This window comes from Haloactinomyces albus (assembly GCF_031458135.1).
Lineage (GTDB): Bacteria > Actinomycetota > Actinomycetes > Mycobacteriales > Pseudonocardiaceae > Haloactinomyces > Haloactinomyces albus.
Window position 1 is genome coordinate 3,669,005 of record NZ_JAVDXW010000001.1, and the last position, 18,755, is coordinate 3,687,759.

Annotated in this window: 18 protein-coding genes; 16 read left to right on the plus strand and 2 right to left on the minus strand. The window is 68.1% G+C overall.

All coding sequences use genetic code 11. The annotated features are described in order from the left end of the window. Positions 1–91 precede the first annotated feature (91 nt). The gene (metK, locus tag JOF55_RS17520) at positions 92–1,315 is read left to right on the plus strand and encodes a methionine adenosyltransferase (RefSeq protein WP_310278424.1); all 1,224 of its coding nucleotides are present in this window, start codon (positions 92–94) and stop codon (positions 1,313–1,315) included. Between the two features lie 67 nt (positions 1,316–1,382). Here the strand turns inward: metK and JOF55_RS17525 are convergent, their stop codons facing one another. Continuing rightward, a complete protein-coding gene (locus tag JOF55_RS17525; RefSeq protein ID WP_374727536.1) occupies positions 1,383–1,856 on the minus strand; it encodes a tRNA (cytidine(34)-2'-O)-methyltransferase in 474 nt (157 codons plus the stop codon). A gap of 160 nt (positions 1,857–2,016) precedes the next feature. On the opposite strand from JOF55_RS17525, the gene JOF55_RS17530 reads away from it, so the two are divergent. Next, entirely contained in the window at positions 2,017–4,071 is a 2,055-nt protein-coding gene (locus JOF55_RS17530) for a primosomal protein N' (RefSeq protein WP_374727303.1), read from the plus strand. A gap of 111 nt (positions 4,072–4,182) precedes the next feature. Here the strand turns inward: JOF55_RS17530 and JOF55_RS17535 are convergent, their stop codons facing one another. Continuing rightward, positions 4,183–5,184 carry a polysaccharide deacetylase family protein gene (locus JOF55_RS17535; protein WP_310275585.1) on the minus strand — a complete coding sequence of 334 codons (1,002 nt, stop codon included), beginning with the start codon at positions 5,182–5,184 and terminating at the stop codon, positions 4,183–4,185. A 302-nt stretch (positions 5,185–5,486) separates the two neighbouring features. On the opposite strand from JOF55_RS17535, the gene JOF55_RS17540 reads away from it, so the two are divergent. From JOF55_RS17540 to JOF55_RS17605, 14 genes are all read left to right on the plus strand, one after another. After that, entirely contained in the window at positions 5,487–7,103 is a 1,617-nt protein-coding gene (locus JOF55_RS17540) for a putative glycoside hydrolase (protein ID WP_310275587.1), read from the plus strand. A 193-nt stretch (positions 7,104–7,296) separates the two neighbouring features. Then, positions 7,297–8,223 carry a methionyl-tRNA formyltransferase gene (gene fmt / locus JOF55_RS17545; RefSeq protein WP_310275589.1) on the plus strand — a complete coding sequence of 309 codons (927 nt, stop codon included), beginning with the start codon at positions 7,297–7,299 and terminating at the stop codon, positions 8,221–8,223. Beyond that, the gene (locus JOF55_RS17550) at positions 8,220–9,641 is read left to right on the plus strand and encodes an RsmB/NOP family class I SAM-dependent RNA methyltransferase (RefSeq protein ID WP_310275591.1); all 1,422 of its coding nucleotides are present in this window, start codon (positions 8,220–8,222) and stop codon (positions 9,639–9,641) included. The genes fmt and JOF55_RS17550 overlap by 4 nt, the downstream gene beginning before the upstream one ends. A 112-nt stretch (positions 9,642–9,753) precedes the next feature. Next, positions 9,754–10,233, plus strand: coding sequence for a nucleoside deaminase (locus tag JOF55_RS17555; protein ID WP_374727537.1), 480 nt, complete (start codon positions 9,754–9,756; stop codon positions 10,231–10,233). A gap of 112 nt (positions 10,234–10,345) precedes the next feature. Then, positions 10,346–10,759, plus strand: a complete 414-nt coding sequence (locus JOF55_RS17560) for an OsmC family protein (protein WP_310275595.1) — start codon at positions 10,346–10,348, stop codon at positions 10,757–10,759. A 125-nt stretch (positions 10,760–10,884) separates the two neighbouring features. Beyond that, positions 10,885–12,270, plus strand: coding sequence for an amino acid permease (locus tag JOF55_RS17565; protein WP_310275596.1), 1,386 nt, complete (start codon positions 10,885–10,887; stop codon positions 12,268–12,270). Positions 12,271–12,382: 112 nt separating this feature from the next. Continuing rightward, on the plus strand, positions 12,383–13,063 hold the full coding sequence (rpe, locus tag JOF55_RS17570) for a ribulose-phosphate 3-epimerase (protein ID WP_374727538.1): 681 nt from the start codon (positions 12,383–12,385) through the stop codon (positions 13,061–13,063). A gap of 71 nt (positions 13,064–13,134) precedes the next feature. Beyond that, the gene (ribD, locus tag JOF55_RS17575; RefSeq protein ID WP_374727539.1) at positions 13,135–14,127 is read left to right on the plus strand and encodes a bifunctional diaminohydroxyphosphoribosylaminopyrimidine deaminase/5-amino-6-(5-phosphoribosylamino)uracil reductase RibD; all 993 of its coding nucleotides are present in this window, start codon (positions 13,135–13,137) and stop codon (positions 14,125–14,127) included. Positions 14,128–14,256: 129 nt separating this feature from the next. Beyond that, positions 14,257–14,907 carry a riboflavin synthase gene (locus JOF55_RS17580; RefSeq protein WP_310275602.1) on the plus strand — a complete coding sequence of 217 codons (651 nt, stop codon included), beginning with the start codon at positions 14,257–14,259 and terminating at the stop codon, positions 14,905–14,907. A 95-nt stretch (positions 14,908–15,002) separates the two neighbouring features. Beyond that, a complete protein-coding gene (locus JOF55_RS17585; RefSeq protein WP_310275604.1) occupies positions 15,003–16,271 on the plus strand; it encodes a bifunctional 3,4-dihydroxy-2-butanone-4-phosphate synthase/GTP cyclohydrolase II in 1,269 nt (422 codons plus the stop codon). Further along, entirely contained in the window at positions 16,268–16,753 is a 486-nt protein-coding gene (ribH, locus tag JOF55_RS17590; protein WP_310275606.1) for a 6,7-dimethyl-8-ribityllumazine synthase, read from the plus strand. The genes JOF55_RS17585 and ribH overlap by 4 nt, the downstream gene beginning before the upstream one ends. Positions 16,754–16,761: 8 nt before the next feature. After that, the gene (locus tag JOF55_RS17595) at positions 16,762–17,223 is read left to right on the plus strand and encodes a PH domain-containing protein (RefSeq protein WP_310275609.1); all 462 of its coding nucleotides are present in this window, start codon (positions 16,762–16,764) and stop codon (positions 17,221–17,223) included. Positions 17,224–17,262: 39 nt separating this feature from the next. Next, positions 17,263–18,285, plus strand: a complete 1,023-nt coding sequence (locus JOF55_RS17600) for a beta/alpha barrel domain-containing protein (RefSeq protein ID WP_310275612.1) — start codon at positions 17,263–17,265, stop codon at positions 18,283–18,285. A 76-nt stretch (positions 18,286–18,361) separates the two neighbouring features. Further along, complete coding sequence (locus JOF55_RS17605) at positions 18,362–18,679, plus strand: type II toxin-antitoxin system VapB family antitoxin (RefSeq protein ID WP_310275614.1); 318 nt, start codon at positions 18,362–18,364, stop codon at positions 18,677–18,679. Positions 18,680–18,755: the final 76 nt, after the last annotated feature.

Here is an 18,755-nt window from a genome sequence, read left to right on the forward strand (position 1 = left end):
TCCGGTGTGGCCAGGGCTGTGTACATGGGCCGGGTCCGGAATGGATGAGGGTCTGCGGCGAACGGAGTCGGTGAGCGTAGTGGCCAATGCGATGAGTCGGCACTCGGCGGGGACCGGTCGAGTCGATCGTCGGCTGTTCACGAGTGAGTCGGTGACCGAGGGTCACCCGGACAAGATGGCGGACTCGATCAGTGATGCGCTTCTGGACGCGATGCTGGCGCAGGACCCGCGCAGCCGCGTGGCCATGGAGACCATGATCACCACTGGTCAGGTGCACCTTGCCGGTGAGGTCACCACCGAGGCCGACGTGGACCTCCCGACCATCGTGCGGGACAAGGTTCTGGAGATCGGCTACGACAACTCGGCCAAGGGCTTCGACGGCAACACCTGCGGCATCAACATCTCCATCGACCAGCAGTCCCCCGACATCGGCCAGGGTGTGGACACCGCCCACGAGTCCCGTGTCGAGGGCGCCATCGACGAGATTGCCAGCCAGGGCGCCGGTGACCAGGGCCTGATGTTCGGCTACGCCACCAACGAGACCGACGAGCTCATGCCGCTGCCGATCGCGCTGGCCCACCGCATGTCGCGGCGGCTGACCCGGGTGCGCAACGACGGCACGGTGCCGTACCTGCGCGCCGACGGCAAGACGCAGGTCACCGTCGAGTACGCCGGTGACCAGCCGGTGCGGCTGGACACCGCGGTGCTGTCCACCCAGCACGCCGAGGACGTCGACCTCGACAAGACGCTGACCAACGACATCCGCGAGAAGGTCATCAACCCCGAGATCGAGCGGGTCAACCTGGACACCGCCGATCTGCGTCTGTTGGTGAACCCGACCGGCCGGTTCGTCACCGGTGGTCCGATGGGTGACTGCGGTCTGACCGGCCGGAAGATCATCGTCGACACCTACGGCGGCATGGCCCGCCACGGTGGCGGTGCCTTCTCCGGGAAGGACCCGTCGAAGGTGGACCGCTCGGCGGCGTATGCCACGCGCTGGGTGGCCAAGAACGTGGTCGCGGCGGGGCTGGCCAGCCGGGTGGAGGTCCAGACCGCCTTCGCGATCGGCAAGGCCGCTCCGGTGGGTCTGTTCGTGGAGACCTTCGGCACCGAGAACGTGGATCCGGACAAGATCCAGGCTGCGATCAACGAGGTCTTCGACCTGCGTCCGGCGGCGATCATCCGGGACCTGGACCTGCTGCACCCGATCTACGCGCCGACGGCGGCCTACGGTCACTTCGGTCGCACCGACGTGGACCTGCCCTGGGAGCGCACCAACCGCGTCGAAGCCCTTCAGGCGGTTGCTCGTCCCTGAGCACCGTTCTCCGCTGCGGAGCCGTTGACCAATTTCGCGAGAAATTGACCGGACCAGGCCGGGGACGTTACTCGGCGTGATCGGGCATGGCAAAGTCCTGCCGACGCCATGCCTCGTAGACGGCGACGGCCGCCGAGTTCGCCAGGTTCATCGACCGGATCCCCGGGATCATGGGGATGCGGACCCGATCGGTGATCCGCTCGGAGTGCAGCACCTCCTCCGGAAGCCCGGTCGATTCGCGGCCGAACAGCAGCACATCACCGGGCCGGTAATCGATCGTCTCGTAGGACCGCTGTGCCGAGGCGGTGAACGCGATCACCCGTTGTGGCCGCAGGTGTTGCCACGCCGCTTCGAGATCGGTGTGCACGTGCAGGACGGCCTTGTCGTGGTAGTCCAGCCCGGCGCGTCGCAGCTGGGCGTCGTCGACGGAGAAGCCCAGCGGTTCGATGAGGTGCAGTGCACAGCCGGCTCCCGCGACCATTCGGATCGCGTTGCCCGCATTACCCGGGATCTCGGGGTGGTGGAAGACGACGTGGAACACCCGTGCTGCCTTTCGCGTCGTCGGCACCGAAACCGCCCTGCCGTGCGCGCGTCATCGTAACGAGCCCGCTGCGGGGCGCGTACCGCGCCCCGCATGATCGAGTGCCCTACGCACCGGCTGGTGACCTACGGTCTCCTCGGTTTCTGGTAAACAGGTGCGTATGGCAGCTGCGGGTTCCCAGCGCGGGAAAGCGCGGGGGACACCCCGGAAGCGCTCTCAGCGCGAGGAAGAGCGGGTGGCTGCGCCGTCCCTGCCGGTCGCGCGTGTCGCCGTCGATGTCTCGCCCCCGCATCTGGATCGTCTCTTCGACTACCTCATCTCCGAACGCCTCGACGCCGACGCCGTACCCGGCTGCCGTGTCCGGGTGCGTTTCAACCGTCAGCTGCTCGACGGCTTCCTGGTGGAACGTGTCGCCGAATCCGACTTTCCCGGCAGGCTGTCCTGGCTGGAGCGGGTGGTTTCCGCCGAACCGGTGCTCTCCGGTGATCTGCTGACTCTCGCCCGATCCGTGGCAGGCCGGTACGGGGGGACGCTCAGCGACGTGCTGCGGCTGGCGATACCGCCGCGGCACGCACGGGTGGAGCAGGAATCTCCGTGGGAGCGGGCAGCCTCCCCGCAACGCCCTCCCACCGGCGGCTGGTCGCGGTATCAGCACGGGACCTCGTTCCTGGATGCCGTGTCCGAGGGAAAGCCGGCTCGGGCGGTGTGGCAGGCATTGCCGGGCGAGCTGTGGCCGGAGCGACTGGCCGAGGCAGCCGCCACGGCTGCTGCCTCGGGACGCTCCGCGGTGATCGTCGTGCCGGATCACCGGGATGTGCGCCGGCTGGAAGCGGCCTGCGCCCACCTGGTCGGACGGCGTGGCGTGGTGGCGTTGACCTCCGAGTCGGGTCCTGCCGAGCGGTACCGCCGCTGGCTTGCGGTGCTGCGTGGCGCGGTGCGGATCGTGGTCGGGACCCGTGCGGCCATGTTCGCGCCGGTGCACGAACTGGGACTGGCCGTGGTGTGGGACGACGGGGACGAGTTGCACGCCTATCCGCAGGCGCCGTATCCGCACGCCCGGGACGTGCTGACCCATCGCGCGCATGCCGCGGGGGCGGCTCTGGTGATCGGTGGGTTCGCCCGGACGGCCGAAGCGGCACTGCTGGTCGAATCGGGGTGGGCCCGTGAAATCGTGGCTCGCCGCGACGACGTGCGGGATGCTGCTCCTCGCGTCACCGCGATCGGCGAGGACGACAAGCAGATCGCGCGGGATCCGGCCGCGCGGGCGGCCCGGCTGCCGTCGGTGGCCTTCGAGGCGGCACGTGCCGCTCTGCGCTCGGACGCTCCCGTTCTCGTGCAGGTTCCGCGGCGTGGTTACGTCCCCGCGCTCGCGTGTGCGCGGTGCCGTGAACGCGCGCGGTGCCGCCGGTGCGCGGGGCCGCTCGCATTGCCGGGAGGCACCGAGCAGGGCGCTCCGAAACCGGCCGCGTGCCGATGGTGCGGTGCGACGGAGGCGGCCTTTCGGTGCGACTCGTGCGGGGACCGGCGATTGCGGGCCGTGGTGGTCGGAGCCGGACGAACCGCCGAGGAACTGGGACGGGCCTTCAGCGGCGTGACCGTGCGCACCTCGGGTGGTGGGGACGTGCTCACCTCGGTTCCCGCTAAGGCCGCCCTGGTCGTGTCGACGCCGGGTGCCGAACCGGTCGCCGAGGGCGGCTACGGTGCCGCACTCCTGCTGGATGGCCGGGCTCTGCTGGCCAGGCCCGATCTGCGCTCCTCCGAACAGGCACTGCGCCTGTGGTTCGCCGCGGCGGCGATGGTGCGTTCCGCCCGCGACGGAGGGCGTGTCGTGGTCATGGCCGACTCCACGCTGCAGCCTGTGCAGGCACTGGTGCGGTGGGATCCGTCCTGGTACGCGGCGCTGGAGTTGGCAGATCGCGAGGAACTGGGCTTTCCTCCCGCGAAGCGGGTCGCCTCGGTGGACGGATCCCCGGAGGCCGTGGCGGACATGCTGGATTCGGTGGAACTTCCGGACAGCGGGGAGATCCTGGGGCCGGTGCCGATGGGCGAGATCGACGAAGATGGCCGGTCCGACCGTGAACGCGTCCTGCTGCGGGTCCCGCGCCGGGACGGACGGTCGCTGGCCGATTGCCTGCATTCCGCCCAGGCCGTGCGTGCTGCCCGGAAAGGCACCGAGCCGGTGCGCGTTCAACTCGATCCTCTGGAACTCCTCTGATCGGTGACTTCACCCTCCGGAGTGGTCCGGTTTCGGATGAAACTTTCGACCCCGGCCCCGGGGTGTGCAGTTCTGCCGGCAACTGCCACAGCCCTGCTCGCCGGACAGGCTCTAGTACGGATGGGCACGTTCCGCGGCCGATTCGACGATGCTTGCCTCCGTGCCGTCCGGGAAGGAAATGCGCTCGGGGTTCCCGTCCGAGGTGTAGCGGCTTTCCGGATTCGCCGCGAGTTTGTCCAGCCAGGACGTCGACCCGAATTTCGCTCCCTTGCCGGAATCGCCCTGGGATCGGATACGCGGCACGTTGAGCGGGTCGAACTCCTGCGAGAACGGCGACGGTGCCGGGGACGCGCCCACCAGTAGGACCGCCTCATGCCGGTATTGCACTCCCTCGAAATTGCCGGACCGGGCGAGTTCCTCGTTGTCGGGAGAGATTCCGTGCGGCAGGGCCAGGGTGCGAACCCGAGCATCGGGGACGGCGGAGGTGATCTCCTGCTGCATGGTCACGAGCTGGCGTTGCACCTCCCGCGCCGACACCTGGCTGAGCGTGGGGTGCTCCTTGGTGTGGTTGCCGATTTCGAAGCCGTGCTCGTGCAGCCAGCGCAGAGTGCGTTGGTTGTCCTGCTTCCCGAATACCGGCTCGGTGACGTAGAACGAAGCGACCGGGCGGAAATCCGGATGGCGGGCGGCAACGTCGAGCAGGATGCGTACCGCGGTGCCTTGCGCCGGTTCACCGTTGGCGTTGAGGGAGAACTGCGTGACCGAGGAGTCGTCGAACGTCAGCACCACGGGATGGGTGCCTGCCGGAATGTCCATGTTTCCGGTGGCGTACTCGGTGGTGGTGACGGGAACGTAGTTCTCCCGAGCGAGCCGTTCCAGCTCCGCGCGGAAGTCCTGCGGAGTTCGGTCGTACACGCTGGTGGGGGTTTCGGTGATCCGGTGATACATCAGCACCGGAACCTGACCCAGTTCGTTCGCCGACACGGAAGCGGGCGGAGGTGGTTGTGGGGTGGTGGTGGCCGAGGAGGCCGCGGGCTGCGGACGGCCCTGAGCCCGATCCGGGGCGGGGTCGCTGGGAGCGGCACAACCACCGGCCAGAGTCAGGCCGGTCACCGCCGCGAGCGTGAGGAACCGGACGGCCCTGTTGCGCCCATCCGGGGAGGAGTGAGCGAGTCGTCCGCGAGTATCACTAATTGAGAGCATGGATTTCACACTCCAGGGAATGTAGAACCGGTTTTGGTTACTCCAAGTCGGTCATTGCTGTCATCGGTGATCCCCTGTCAGCGTGAGTAAGCAACGTTGTATGCGGGACGTCGATATGCCGCCGTGGGATACGGGATGTGCCGCCATGGAACTCAGGGTGGCAGCGCGCGGCGATTTCGGCCACTGTGGTCACGGATTCGAGGAGGCACAGGATGGTTGATTCGACGCCGGACACGAGCGAGCACGAGGCCGACGCAACACGTCGAACGCCGCTGTCACGGATCAGGATCGCGCTGGTCACCGCTGCTCTCGTGCTTGTGGTGGCAGGCATTTGGCTGCTGCACCTGTCGTCCAGTTGGGACGTCAGGATCACGGGGCTGCCTGATCATCCTGTCACTCCATCGGCGGTAGCCGACGGTGCCATCCAAGTACACGGGGACTCGGCCGCGCATATTCAGGCGCGTGTGGATGGCAAGTCGGTCCCCTCCCGAGCCGGTCGGGGTCACGTCGAAATCCGGCCGGAGGGTCTTGCCGATGGGAAGCACGAACTGCAGCTTTCGGTGCCCTCGGTGATCCCCGTGCTCGGTGACCGCAGTGTCACCAGACAGTTCACCGTGGATGGAAAAGCGCCGCAGCTGAAAACCAAGAAATCCCTGAGCAGCGAGGCGTTCGGGGATCCCGTGACGGTCTCCGGCAAAGCCGGGGGAGCTGCGCGAGTCACCGTTGCGGGTGAAGCCGTGCCGCTGGACGAAGCGGGCAGGTTCAGCACCGAGGTAAAGCAGCCACCTGCCACGATCCCGGTCGTGGCCAGTGACCGCGCGGGCAACCGGACCGCTGCCGAGGTCACCGTCGAGGTCACTCACCCCGGTATGCGCGCGGTCCACATGACCGGACACGCGTGGACGAGTGCTCAGTTGCGCGAGCCGGTTCTGCGGATGGCCAGGCAGGGCAAGATCGACACGATCGAACTGGACATCAAGGACGAAAGCGGCGAGATCGCGTACGACTCGCAGGTTCCGCTGGCGAACAAGATCGGCGCGGACAAGGGCTACTACGACGCCCGCAAGGTCATCGACCGGCTGCACGACATGGGCGTGCGCGTGGTGGGCCGGTTGGTCGCCTTCAAGGACCCGATCCTCGCCGAGGCCTCCTGGAAGTCCGGACATCGTGAGCGGGTCGTGCAGACCCCCGGCGGCGGTGCCTACAACGGCGGCTACGGGCAGTACTCCTTCACCAACTTCGCCAATCCCGTGGTCCGCCAGTACAACATCGACATCGCCGCCGAAGCAGCGGCACTGGGCTTCGACGACATTCTGTACGACTACGTGCGGCGGCCGGACGGCAACATCGAGAGCATGCGGTTCGCCGACCTGGAGACAACCCCCTCGAAGAGCATCGCGAACTTTCTCAAGCAGACCCGCGAGCAGGTGCGCGGGCACGGTGCCTACCTCGGCGCCTGTGTCTTCGGCATCACGGTGACCCGCCCGGAATCGGTCGGGCAGAACATTCCCATGATGTCCGAGCACCTCGACTACGTCGCGCCGATGATCTACCCCTCGCACTGGGGCCCCGGGGAGTACGGGGTCGCCAATCCGAACCAGGAGCCGTACAAGATCGTGAATCGGTCCCTGCAGGATTGGCAGAAGGTCGTGCAGGGAACGGGAGCGCAGGTCATCCCGTGGTTGCAGGACTTCAGCCTCGGTGTCGCCTACGGGCCGGAGGAGGTCACCGCCCAGATCACCGCCACCAGGGATGCCGGGATCGACTCGTTCCTGCTCTGGTCGGCGGCTTGCGAGTACACCGCAGAGGCGCTGAAGCCCCAACCCTGAGGATCCACCCGGAATCCGATCCTGGAAATCCAGCCGTGGGGTTCAGCCGTGGTGCACCGGCCCGCTGTGCTGCCGTCCGGAGAGGTGAGCGGATACCGCGCTCACCTGCCCACTAAAATGGGTTCGACGTCGACACTTCAGGGAGCTCGCGTGATCGCCCAGCCGGTTCGGCTCTTCGGAAAGGCGCACTGAGATGCGCGTGGTTTTCGCCGGGACTCCAGCGCCGGCAGTGCCCGCGCTGCGGGCACTGCTCGACTCGCCGCGACACGACGTCGCCGCCGTGGTGACGCGGCCGGACGCACCGGCCGGGCGTGGCCGCAAACTGGTGCGCTCCCCGGTCGGTGCGCTCGCCGATGAGCAGGGCATCGAGGTACTGACTCCCGCGCGTGCCTCGGATCCGGACTTCCTGGCGAGGTTGGCCGAGCTCGAACCGGACTGCTGTCCCGTCGTGGCCTACGGCGCGCTCCTGCGGGAAAACGCTCTCGCTGTCCCGCGGCACGGGTGGATCAACCTGCATTTCTCGCTGCTGCCCGCATGGCGGGGTGCCGCTCCTGTCCAGGCTGCGATTCGCCACGGTGACGAAATCACCGGTGCGACGACGTTTCGGATCGTTCCCGAACTCGATGCCGGGCCGGTGTTCGGCGTGGTCACCGAGGAGATCGGCGGTGCCGACACCGCGGGCACACTGCTCGAACGGTTGTCGGTGTCCGGATCGGCCCTGCTGGTGGCGACGTTGGACGGGATCGAGGACGGCACCCTGCATGCCGAGGAGCAGTCGTCCGAGCACGTCAGTTACGCGCCCAAGGTCACCGTCGAGGACGCGAAGGTGGACTTCACGGCGCCCGCGCAGGCAGTGGACCGCATGATCCGATCGGTGAGCCCGGACCCCGGTGCCTGGGCGTGGCTCGGACAGGATCGCCTCAAGATCGGCCCCGTCACCGTTTCCGACGACACCGGCTTGTCGCCCGGCGAACTCGCCGTGCAGCGCAGGCGCGTACTCGTGGGAACCGCGACCACAGCGGTCCAACTGGGCGAGGTGCAGGCGCGGGGCAAGAAGTTGATGGCCGCTACCGACTGGGCGCGCGGGGCGCACATCGAGCAAGGAACGAGGCTGCAGTGAACCAGAATCGCCCCCGGCGGTCCTCCCGGCCGAAGCAATCCCGCCCGCCACGACGGCGGGAGGGGCCGAGTAGGCCACCGGCCGACGATCCCGCCCGCCTCGCGGCGTTGGACACCCTCCGGGCTGTTCGTGAGCGCGACGCCTACGCGAATCTCGCGCTGCCCGCGCTGCTGAACCAGCGGCGGATCAGCGGCCGGGATGCGGCGCTGGCCACGGAACTCACCTACGGTGCCTGCCGTGCGCAGGGCCTGCTCGATGCGATCATCGCGGAGTGCAGCGCGCGGTCACTGACCGATGTGGACCCGGTGCTGCTCGATGCGTTGCGTCTGGGGACGTATCAGCTTCTTCGGACGCGGATCCCCGCGCACGCCGCCGTCGCGGCCACCGTGGATCTCGTCCGTGGTCAGGTCGGCTCCAAGCTGGCCGGATTCGCCAATGCCGTGCTCCGACGGGTCGGCGAGCTCGACGAGCAGCAGTGGATCGAGCGGCTCGCGCCGGACCGCGCCACCGATCCGGTCGGGCACCTGGCGCTGCGCTACGCACATCCGCGCTGGGTCGCGCGGGCCTTCTCCGATGCCCTGGGCACGACAGGTGAGGAGCTCGAAGCGGTGCTGGCCGCCGACGATGCGCGCCCGGCCGTGCACCTGGTCGCGCGTCCCGGCGAGATCAGCGCCGACGAACTCGCCGCGATCACCGGCGGGGACCCGGCACCGTACTCGCCCTACGGGGTGCACCTGGACCCGGGCTCGGGCGATCCCGGAGAGCTGGAGCCGGTGCGGGAGGGCTTTGCCTCCGTCCAGGACGAGGGCAGCCAGCTCACCGCGCTGGCACTGACCAAAGTGGAGCTCGATGGTGACGATGCTCGCTGGCTCGACCTGTGTGCGGGCCCCGGCGGCAAGGCCAAGCTCCTGGGTTCCCTGGCCACCCTCGACGGTGGAACGCTCGATGCCGTCGAACAGGCCGAGCATCGTGCCGCCCTCGTCCGTAACAGCACCGAGGGACTCTCGGTGAACGTACACATCACCGACGGCCGCTCTCCCGACCTGACTCCCGGCTTCGACCGGGTACTGGTGGACGCGCCCTGCACGGGTCTCGGTGCGTTGCGCAGGCGGCCGGAGGCACGCTGGCGGCGCGGCCCGGAGGACGTGGCCGAGCTGACCCGATTGCAGCGGGAACTCCTGCTGTCGGCGATCGGACTGACTCGCTCCGGCGGGGTCGTGGCCTACGTGGTGTGCTCGCCACACCTGTCCGAGACCGAGGGAGTGGTGGCGGACGTGGTGCGACGCACCGGCGCACAGCCGCTCGACGCACGGCAGTACTTTCCCGATGTGCCCGATCTCGGCCAGGGGCCGCACGTGCAGTTGTGGCCGCACCGCCACGGCACCGATGCCATGTTCTGCGCGCTCCTGCGGGTGTGAGCACCAGCGAGGCAGCGGCGCCAGACAGCAACCTCCTGAACAGGGATGATCCGGGCAACGATGTCCGGGCGAGGACGGCCCGGCAGCAACACGACGACGGAAGCGATCGATGATGACCACACACGCGGACGCGCAGAGTTACCAACGATGGCTGGCGGTGGCGATCGCCGAGGCACAGGCCGGGGCTGCCGAGGGCGGGATACCGATCGGGGCGGCGCTGGTGGGCGGCGACGGCGAGATCCTCGGGAGCGGACGCAACCGCCGGGTACAGGACGACGATCCCTCGGCACACGGTGAGACCTGTGCTTTCCGCAGTGCCGGGCGGCAGCCTTCCTACGCGGCGACGACGATGGTGACCACGTTGTCACCGTGCTGGTTCTGCAGTGGTCTGGTACGTCAGTTCGGTATCGGTCGGTTGGTCGTCGGTGAAGCACGGAACTTCCACGGTGCCCACGATTGGCTGGCCGAACACGGTGTCGAGGTGATCGTGCTCGACGACGCGGACTGCGTGCGCATGATGGCCGATTTCATCGCCGCCAAGCCGCGACTGTGGCATGAGGACATCGGCGACGACGAGGCCGGGAAGGGCTGAGCTCGCACGGTGTGGTGAGGATTTCGGACACGGCGCTTCCTCGCCGGACTCGGGGGCGAGTAGGTTGCGGGATCGACATCCCCAACAACCGGAGTGGGACGGAAAAATACCCATGTCTTCCACACCTGTCGAGGTGCGACGCAGTTCGCAGCAGCGGTTCGTCGCGAGCAACGAGCGTGGCGGTGAGGTCGCCATCGGGCCGGACGGCGCTCCCGATGCGTTCACGCCGGGTGAGCTGCTGCTGGCGGCCATCGCAGGCTGCTCCGGACTGACCGGTGAACAACTCCTGATCCGACGGGTCGGGGAGACGGCCCCGCTGGCCGTGCACGCCGACCGCGATAAGGATCCGCAGGACCCGCACAAGTTCTCCTCGGTGCAGGTGTCCTTCGACGTCGATCTCTCCGGTGTCGACAGCGCCGAACGCGAGAAGCTGGTCACTGCCGTCAACAGCGCCATCGCGCGCCTGTGCACGGTGAGTCGCAGCGTCGAGGAGGGCACACCGATCAGCGTGTCGCTTCCGCACTGACGCCTCCGCGCGCACGGCGCCGTGGCGGGTGGCGTGCGCGGAACCGCAAATCGCCTTCCCAAGATCGGCCGCGGCCTGCTAAGCATGCTGCGACGGTGAGCACACCGGTGCGGAGGAGGGCGCAAGTGCAGCAGGAGGAGCAGACGGAGACCGGACTGCGCCGCGATCTCAGCAGCCGCCAGGTCGGTATGATCGCGATCGGCGGTGCGATCGGCACCGGCCTGTTCCTCGGTTCGGGACTGGCGATCTCCATCGCAGGCCCTGCCGTGATCCTCGCCTACGTGATCGCGGCGTTCGCGGCGCTGGCCCTGGCCTATGCGCTGGCGGAGATGATCGTCGTCCATCCCGAGGCCAGTGGATTCGGTGCGATCGCGCACCGCTACCTCGGCGGGCTCGCGGGGTTCGTGCAGCGCTGGATCTACTGGGCGGCTCAGGTCGTCAACATCGGCAGTGAGGTCGTCGCCGCCGGACTCTACGTCCGGTTCTGGTATCCCGATCTGCCGCTGTGGGTGCCGGTGGTGGCCTTCTCGGTGATCATGCTCGCGGTCAATGCCGCCGCCGTGCGCTACTTCGGCGAGTTCGAGTACTGGTTCGCGATGATCAAGGTCGTCACCATCGTGGTGTTCATCCTGCTCGGCCTGACCTACATCGTCGTCGGGCTCCCCGGGCAGCAGGCCACCGGCGTCGACGCGCTCACCGACCACGGTGGTTTCCTGCCCAACGGTCTCGGGGCCGTGTGGCTCGCCTTGACCGTGGTCACGTTCTCCTACCTGGGAACCGAGGCCGTGTCGGTGACGGCTTCGGAGTCCCGTGATCCGGGACGCGATGTTCCCCGCGCCGCGCGCGGCATGGTGCTGCGGCTGGCCCTGTTCTACATCCTCGGCATGCTCGTGATCGTCTCGATCCTGCCCTGGACGCAGGTCTCCACCGGTGGTGGCGTGACCCAGAGCCCATTCGTGCGGCTGTTCGCCATCGCGGGTATCCCGGCTGCGGCGGGAGTCATGAACTTCGTCGTGCTGACGGCCGCGTTGTCGGCGATGAACACCAACCTCTACGTCACCGCCCGGATGACCTACTCGCTGGCCCGGGACGGGTACGCGCCGAGGTGGCTCACCGGGCTCAGCCGCAGCGGCACACCCCGCCGTGCGCTGGTGCTGTCGGCGGCCGGTCTTGCCCTGGCGGCCGTCGTCTCGGTGCTCGCGCCGGAGTCGGCCTTCCCGCTGTTGCTGGGGATGGCTCTGTTCGGAGCGCTGCTGACCTGGCTGATCATCTTCATCAGCCAGCTCGCCTTCCGGCGTCAACGCAGCGCACAGGGGCTGCCACCGTCGCCGGTGCGGCTACCCGGCGCTCCGGTCACGACCGTGCTGGCGATGCTGTTCGTGGCCGGGGTGCTGGTGACCACTCCGTTCACCGAGCAGTTCGACACCGCCTGGAAGGCAGGCGTGCCATTCCTGGTGCTGCTCGTGATCGTCTACTTCCTCGTGCGCCACCGCGCGGTCCACCGGTCTTGAGCCCGGGTGACTCGCTCGCACCATCGATGACCTTCGGGCCGGCTGATTGACCGCACGGTGATGGGAAGCGATCTCGGCCGAGGACTACACTTCGCGTGTGTCGAATCAGCCGATGATCGCGCCGTCCTTGCTCTCCGCCGACTTCGCTCGGCTCGCCGACGAGATGGCCGCCGTCAGCGGCCGGCCCGGCCAGGGTGCCGACTGGCTGCATGTCGACGTGATGGACGCACATTTCGTGCCGAACCTGACACTGGGGTTGCCGGTGGTGCAGTCGCTGCTGAACACCACCGACATCCCGCTGGACTGCCACCTGATGATCGAAAACCCGGACCGCTGGGCGATCGGCTACGCCGAAGCGGGGGCCTACAACGTCACGGTGCACGCCGAGGCGGCCGACGATCCGGTGGCCCTCGCGCGCGACCTGCGTGCCGCAGGTGCCAAGGCGGGGCTGTCGATCAAACCGAACACGCCGCTGGAGTCCTACACCGACGTGCTCAAGCACTACGACACGCTGCTGGTGATGTCGGTCGAGCCCGGGTTCGGCGGGCAGAAATTCATCGCGGAAGTACTCGACAAGACCCGCCGAGCGCGCCGCATGGTCGACACCGGCCATCTCAACCTGGTGGTGGAAATCGACGGTGGCATCAACACCGACACCATCGAGCAGGCTGCCGAGGCCGGTGTCGACTGTTTCGTGGCAGGTTCGGCGGTCTACGGTGCCGAAGACCCCGTTCGTGCCGTCGAGGGCCTGCGCACCCAGGCGATCAACGCCTGCTCGCATGCACGGCAGTGATCGGCGTGAGTGGGGACGACTCCCGTGCCGATCGGTTCTCGGCCGCGACCGAGGACCCGCTCGACGCGGCGATGCGCAGGGCGATCGCGGCCAGTGAACAGGTGCGCGGAACGACGAGCCCGAATCCGCCGGTGGGCTGTGTGATCCTCGACGCCGACGGTCGGGTGGTGGGAACCGGGGCCACGCAACCCCCGGGCGGCCCGCACGCCGAAGTGGTCGCGCTCCGCGCCGCCGGTGCTCGTGCCGCGGGCGGGACGGCGGTGGTGACCCTGGAACCGTGCGTGCACACCGGTAGGACGGGACCGTGCGCGGACGCGTTGCGGCAAGCCGGGGTGGCCCGAGTCGTCCATGCCGTGGCGGATCCGACCGCCCGGGCGGCCGGAGGCGCCGCCGCGCTTCGTGCGGCGGGTATCGAGGTCCGCGATGGCCTGCTGGCCGAGGAAGTGTCCCGGGGGCCGCTGCGTGCCTGGCTGCACTTCGCCCGTACCGGGCGACCGCACGTCACCTGGAAGTACGCGGCCACTCTGGACGGGCGGTCGGCAGCGGCCGATGGCACCAGTCAGTGGATCAGTTCGGCGGATTCGCGGGCCGAGGTCCACCGGGTCCGGGAACGGATGGACGCGATCCTCGTGGGCACCGGCACGGTCGCAGCCGACGATCCGCATCTGACCGCGCGCGATGCCGGTGGTGAGCTGACTCGGCGCAGGCCGCTGCGCGTGGTGGTGGGTGACCGGGACATCGCTGCCGACGCCCGGGTGCTGGACTCGGCGGCCGAGACCATCCGAGTGCCCGGCGGCCCGCCCTCCTCGGTGCTCGATGCCCTCGCAGACCGCGGAGCGGTGGATGTGCTCCTCGAAGGCGGTCCACGGCTGGCCGGGGCATTCCTGGAAGCAGGATGTATCGATCGGATCCTGGCCTACATCGCACCGAGTCTGCTCGGCTCGGGCCCTGCCGCGCTCGGTGACGCGGGCGTGGCGAGCCTCTCGCAAGCATGGCGCCTGCGGATCGAAGAGACCACGATGAGTGGGGTGGACCTGCGGATCAGCGCGGTTCCGACATGGTAGGGATGTTCGAGACTTGCGTGGATGATCACTCCCACCGCCGGTTGATGCGCTCGGGCCGATCGCGCAAGCGAAACCACTGCGCCGGCATCCCGCCGGGCGCTGCCACAACATGATCGAGGAGGGCGTCACGTGTTCACCGGGATCGTCGAGGAACTCGGCACGATCACCGCGATCGAACCGCTGGCCGACGGTGCTCGGCTCACCGTTTCCGGGACGGTGGTGACCACGGATGCCAAGCACGGCGACTCGCTGTCCGTCAACGGCGTGTGCCTGACGGTGGTCGAGGTCGCGGACGGCCGGTTCACCGTGGACGTGGTCCGCGAGACGCTCCGGCGTTCCACACTCGGCGGCCTGAGCGAGGGCGATCGAGTGAACCTCGAGCGGGCGATGGCTCTGGGGGACCGCCTCGGGGGGCACATCGTGCAGGGGCACGTGGACGGCACCGGAACGCTGCGCTCCGCCGAGTCCGACGGTCTGACGCGCTTCGAGTTCCCCGAGCGGCTGTCGCGCTACCTGGTGGAGAAGGGATCGATCACCGTTGACGGAGTGTCACTGACCGTGGTCGATTCGGGGAAGGACGAGTTCAGCGTCGCCGTGATCCCCACCACCGGGGAACTCACCACGCTGGGCCTGCGACGCCCCGGCGACCCGGTCAACATCGAGGTCGATGCGCTGGCGAAGCACCTGGAGAAACTGGCCGAACCGCAGTTGACCGACCTCGGTCGTGGTCACCCGCCGCAGCGGGGGGACAATGGGGGCGTCACGGATCGGCAGGGCTGAGCCGAGTGTTTCCCGAACGAGGAACACCGAAACGAGGGACGCCGGGACGAGGGACACTCGAACAAGGGACACAGGACGGCAAGGGTGCAAGCAAGGTGAGCACGGGAACATTCGACGATATCGAGCGTGCGCTGGCCGACATCGCGGCCGGACGGCCGGTGGTCGTCGTCGACGACGAGGACCGCGAGAACGAGGGCGACCTGATTTTCGCCGCGGAGAAGGCGACCCCGGAGCTGGTGGCGTTCATGGTGCGCTACACCTCGGGTTATATCTGTGTCGCGCTCACCGGAGAAGACTGTGACCGGCTCGACCTTCCGCCGATGTACCACGCGAATCAGGACCTGCGTGGGACCGCCTACACCGTCACGGTGGACGCCGCCGTCGGCGTCACCACCGGGATCTCGGCCGCCGACCGGGCCCGCACGATCAAGGTCCTGGCCGATGCCGACACCGATGCCAAGGACCTCAATCGGCCGGGCCACGTCGTCCCGCTCCGGGCTCGTGACGGCGGCGTGCTCCGGCGCCCCGGCCACACGGAGGCCTCCGTGGACCTCGCCCGTCTCGCCGGGCTGCGCTCGGCGGGAACATTGTGCGAGATCGTCAGCGAAAAGAGCGAAGGCGAGATGGCTCTGCGCGACGAGCTGGAGGTCTTCGCCGCCGAGCACGACCTCGCGCTGATCACCATCGCGGACCTGATCGCCTATCGCCGCCGGTTCGAACGGCAGGTGGAGCGGGTCGCCGAGGCACGCATCCCGACCGAGCACGGCACCTTCCGCACGATCGGCTACGACAGCCTGCTCGACGGCATCGAGCACCTGGCACTGATCTACGGCGATATCGGCGACGGCGAGGACATCCTCGTGCGCGTGCACTCGGAATGCCTGACCGGTGACGTGCTCGGCTCGCTACGCTGCGACTGCGGCCCTCAGCTCGACGCGGCGATGGCCAAGGTCGCCGAGGCCGGGCGTGGTGTCGTGCTCTACATGCGCGGGCACGAGGGGCGCGGCATCGGCCTGATGCACAAGCTGCAGGCCTACCAGTTACAGGACGACGGCGCCGACACCGTCGACGCCAATCTCGAGCTGGGCATGGCCGTCGACGGCCGTGACTACGGGCAGGGTGCGCAGATCCTGTACGACCTCGGTATCCGGTCGATGCGGCTGCTGACGAACAATCCCGCCAAGCGGATCGGGCTGGAGGGTTACGGACTGCGTATCGTCGGCCGTGAGCCGTTGCCGATCCGGCCGAACGAGGAGAACCTTCGTTACCTGCGCACCAAGCGCGATCGGATGGGCCACGAGCTGGATGATCTCGGTGACGGGGAGGACTCGTCGATCGGCGGTGACTCGGAGGTGACGGCATGAGTGGCGAGGGCCGTCCGGAGGCCACCGTTCCGCAGGCCGGTGATGTGCGACTGGGCATCGCCGCGATCCGTTGGCACGGCACCATCGCCGACCGGCTCCTCGAACGGGCGCTGGCCGCCGCACGGGAAGCGGGCATTGACGCGCCGACCGTGGTGCGAGTGCCGGGGTCTGTCGAGCTGCCGGTGGTGTGCCAGCAGCTCGCGCGGCAGCATGATGCCGTGGTCGCGCTGGGTGTGGTGATCCGTGGTGGAACACCGCATTTCGAGTACGTGTGCGATTCGGTGACCACCGGGCTGACACGGGTGGCTCTGGACGAGTCCACGTCTGTGGGCAACGGTGTGCTGACCTGCGACAGTGAGCAGCAGGCACTGGATCGCGCCGGGTTCTCCGCCTCCGTGGAGGACAAGGGCTTCGAAGCGACGGCCGCCGCACTGGAAACCGCACTGGTGCTGCGGGAACTGCGCGACTGGAGTCACGAGTGAGGGTTGCTATGAGCGCGCGTGCCGAGAGTGCGGATACGACCGTGGTGGTTCGCCCGCGCAAGATCCGCCGTCTGGTGATTCCGGTGGCGGCGGTGGTGTTGACCGTCAGCACGATCGCCGGAATCCTCCTCCAGGACACGACGACCGGTGTGTTTTTCACCGTCTCCGACCAGGTGGCGATGGTGGGCATCGGGATGGTGCTGGCAGGCTGCATCCTGTTGCCGATGCGGCCGCGGATGCGTGCCGACGAGCAGGGGATCGAGATTCGCAACACTCTCATGACCTACCGTTACACCTGGCCGGAGGTGTTGGGAATCAGCTTCCCGGACGGTGCCGCGTGTGCGCGGCTGGAACTGCCCGACGACGAGTACGTCGCCATCATGGCCATTCAGTCCATCGACGGCGGCCATGCGGTTCAGGCGATGCGGGATCTGCGTGAACTTCGTCGCCGTATCGGCCACATCGAGTGAGAGGCGCCGATCGTCGGCGCCGGTACAAGGAGAGCGATCGTGAGCGTGACCCAGGAGCGGAACCTGCGGCTGGTCCGGGACGAGCCGAGCGAACCCGCAGTGCGGCTCGGCGACATCACGTTACGTAATCGCCTTGTGACCTCGTCCAGCCTGCTCGGCTACGGGGTGGCCAACAAGCCGCTGTTCCGCTGGGGCATGAGCCCCATCTCCACCTTCGTGCCGCTGGAGCGCTTCGGCGCGATCACGACCCGCACCCTGACCGTGCAGCCCCGGCAGGGCCACTTCGTCCTGCGGGACGACTGGAACCTCAACGAGTTGCCCGCACTGCTGCGCCGATACGGCCGGGTGCTGCAGCAGGTCGATGGCGGATGGCTCAACGCCTTCGGCTGGTGCAACGTCGGCATCGACGCCTATCTGCGTGACTACTATCCCCGCACCCGGGGGCAGAACACGATCATCTCGGTCGGTGGCTTTTCCACCGAGGAGTTCGTGACCCTGGTCGACAAGCTCAACGCGGCCGTACCGGCGGGCGAGATCGCCGCCGTCGAGTTCAACGTCTCCTGCCACAACGTCAACTTCGACTTCAACGGCATCATCGAGTCGGTGCTGGCCGAGGCGGTGCCGCGCAGTAACCACCCGGTCATCCTCAAGCTCTCCCCGGACTACGACTATCTCGCCCACGCCCGGCTGGCCGCCAGGCACGGCGTGTCGGCGCTGACCGCGATCAACACCGTCAAGGGACTGCGGCTGGATCCGGACACCGGCCAACCGCTGTTGAGCAACGGTTTCGGCGGCCTGTCGGGGCGGGCGATCAAACCGGTCGGTCTCCGGGTGATCTCCGAGCTGCGCGAGGCCGGGGTGACCCTGCCGATCATCGCCACCGGTGGTATCCGCAGCTTCGACGACTGCCGAGAGTACTTCTGGGCCGGTGCGGACGCGGTCAGCCTCGGCAGCGCGAGTTGGTTCGCCAGCTACCCCGGTTACGCGCTGTCCCCGCTGTATGCCGCGCGGATCCGCCGCCTGCTCCGGCGCATCGAGCACTACGAACCGCCGCGGGGTTGAGCCGGCGCCGTAGGTGGTAGTCCGTTCAGCAGTGCCGTATCAGCCAGGTGAATGTATTACATAATATGATACATACATGGCACAGACGCAGATCAACCTCGATGACGAGGCTTTGGAGCAAGCCAAGGAGCGTCTCGGTACACACAGTAAAGTGGATACTGTCAACACTGCGCTGCGCCTTGCCGCCGAAGTCGGCCCGCGTCCCCGTCGGCGTTACGTGCCCACGCGCGAGTTGAAGGCCGCGCTGGCCGAACTCCCGAATGTCGGTTTCGACGAATTCGACGAACTCCGCGCCGAAGCGGACACGGCAAGCGATGACGGTCTGGAAGCGGAAGAGGCCCACCTGGGCGCGCTGCTCGCCAACACCACCGACCCGGCCTGGCACACCCGATGAGCTCGCTCGGTCCGCGCGCGTTGCTGGACACCAGTGCGGTGCTGGACTTGAAGCTGCTCCCCGACGAGCAACTCCC